Annotated in this window: 4 protein-coding genes; 1 reads left to right on the top strand and 3 read right to left on the bottom strand. The window is 68.5% G+C overall.

Annotated elements, in window-relative coordinates; all coding sequences use genetic code 11:
* On the bottom strand, nucleotides 1-118 hold a 118-nt coding region (locus ABZT06_RS50495), incomplete at its 3' end, for a transposase (RefSeq protein WP_355756681.1).
* Nucleotides 119-221: 103 nt separating this feature from the next.
* On the opposite strand from ABZT06_RS50495, the gene ABZT06_RS50490 reads away from it, so the two are divergent.
* Nucleotides 222-527, top strand: a complete 306-nt coding sequence (locus ABZT06_RS50490) for a hypothetical protein (protein WP_355756679.1) — start codon at nucleotides 222-224, stop codon at nucleotides 525-527.
* On the opposite strand, the gene ABZT06_RS50485 is transcribed toward ABZT06_RS50490, so the two are convergent.
* Both ABZT06_RS50485 and ABZT06_RS50480 read right to left on the bottom strand, forming a co-directional pair.
* Complete coding sequence (locus ABZT06_RS50485) at nucleotides 528-1,178, bottom strand: DCL family protein (RefSeq protein WP_355756677.1); 651 nt, start codon at nucleotides 1,176-1,178, stop codon at nucleotides 528-530.
* Between the two features lie 57 nt (nucleotides 1,179-1,235).
* Nucleotides 1,236-1,943, bottom strand: a 708-nt coding sequence (locus ABZT06_RS50480) for a hypothetical protein (RefSeq protein WP_355756674.1), incomplete at its 5' end; no start/stop codon positions are given.

Here is a 1,943-nt window from a genome sequence, read left to right as displayed (position 1 = left end):
CGGAGCTGATGCCGAGTTCCCGGGCAACGGCGGTGACCGTCTTGCCCGAGGAATCGACGAGCGCGATCGCGTCCCGCTTGAACTCCTCGGTGTACTGCTTCGTGTACTTGCTTCCCACCTGGTGCTACTTCCTCTGGAACCTCAAGATCCCAGTCTCCAGGTGTCCAAGATCAAGGGGAAGCTTCAGCAAGAAGCTCACCCGTACCCATGAGCTCGCCGTCTTGGCCGACTACCTCGTCCAGATGGCGCCGATGTTCCGGATGCACCTTCAAGGCGACGTCGCATCGCTCTGCGACGAGATCCATCTCCTGGATCCGAGCGGCCAGGGGCTGCGGTACAGCATGGTCAAGGGTCCGGGCGGGACGACCGTGCCCGCACGCCCGGACCCGCTCTACGTCAACGTCCCGGAGTTCGCCCGCCGGGCCGGTGAGGCGTGCACCGCGCTGGACGTTCTTCTCGCTGAGATCACCAACGTGCAGGACTGGCAGCGCAATCTGGGGCCGGATTACGCGCGGGAGCGAACCTAGTCACCTGCGCGGGCGGCGCAGATTCTCCTGCGAGGACAACAGCGCGAGGACCGCGTGCTCCTGGTGGTACTCGCGCCACCGCTCAGCCAGAGCGCGGTCGGTGAACTTCCCCCGCCCCGGATCGCTCGACGTGGTCAGTTCGATCGCGTCCCACCCGCCGACGTCGTGGGCGAACGCCGCGGCGAGTTCCGCGAACGACGGGCCGCGGTAGTAGCTGACGTGGGTGTCGGCGATGTCCAGTGTCCTCCCGGACTCGTCCGAGACCAGGGTGTTGGCCGCCACCCGTGAGGTGAAGTAGGCGCTCACGTCATCCTTGACCTCGACGCGCATGGCGCTGGACACCTGCTGCCGGTAGCTCGGGGGCTTCAGGCAGGCCAGGTAGGAGAAGTCGATCCGGGTGCCGTCGGTGCGGATCACTTCGAAACCCGGGTATGGGCCCTGGAGCGGTGGCGCGATCGCGAAGGCCTCCACGCCTACGCCGATCTTGGCGTCGGCCTCTTCATGCATGTCGAGCAGGTCCAGCAGGAGCAGGTGATCGGCCTCCTGGTCGACCGTGCTGCCCACGCTGTACCCGTACAGCACGTCGCGGACAGCTTCCTGCGCGGCCTTCTTCGACGGGTAATCCCGGGATCCGATCCTGAACTTGGGCAACGAGACCTCTCCCTCTCCTCTTCCGTGTGTGGCAGTGCTGCCCGCCCGCGCTCGGGTCTATTCGGTCTCGACGAGCTGCCCCGATGGGTTGACCCGGCACTGGAAAAGGTGGAAGGGGCCGCCGCGTTCGGACAGAGGGGTGGGGTGGTCGGTGAGCTGCAGCACCCGCTGACGGTAGCGCCAGCCCGTTCCGTGCTGTGCCCGCCGCACGGCGGCGGGGTTGGTCTCCCATTCGGCGAGGTGCTGGACCAGAGCCTCGAGCGTCTCCCCGTCCCGGGACGTCGTGCTCGGGGAGGCGGGCGCCTCCTTGAGGACGGCGACGATGGTGTGCGCGGTCTGGGCGCTGAGCCAGGTGGCCGGGTTCGCGTCGGCGGCGCTGGTCCGCAGCCGCACCAGGGTGTTCTCCAGCGGGTCGGCCGTCCACGGCTTACTGCTGGCCAAAGCCGGCTCGCCAGTCAGCCAGTCCAGGAGGACGCCGCACTCGTGGCCGTTGAGACCGACTCCCTCCACGCCTGCGAACAGGGCGTGGAAGATGCGCAGCAGGACATCGCGGCGGCGGGGCTGCTGTCGGCGCTGGACCAGGCAGTGCCAGCACAGCCAGCCGATCGGCACGTAGGGGAGGTCCTCTGTGAACGGCGGGCGGCCGATCAACTCGCCCGTAGCGTAGGCGTCGCCGCACAGTGCGCACGTGCCCGGCGCGCTCGCGCTCTTGACCGACCGGGGCCGGGGCAGCCGGCCAATGCCGCCCGGCCGGTCGACCCGGGT

The sequence above is a fragment of the Streptomyces sp. NPDC005483 genome, from assembly GCF_040606035.1.
Lineage (GTDB): Bacteria > Actinomycetota > Actinomycetes > Streptomycetales > Streptomycetaceae > Streptomyces.
Note: the sequence above shows the minus strand (reverse complement) of the source record. Positions and strands in the feature narration are given on the sequence as shown.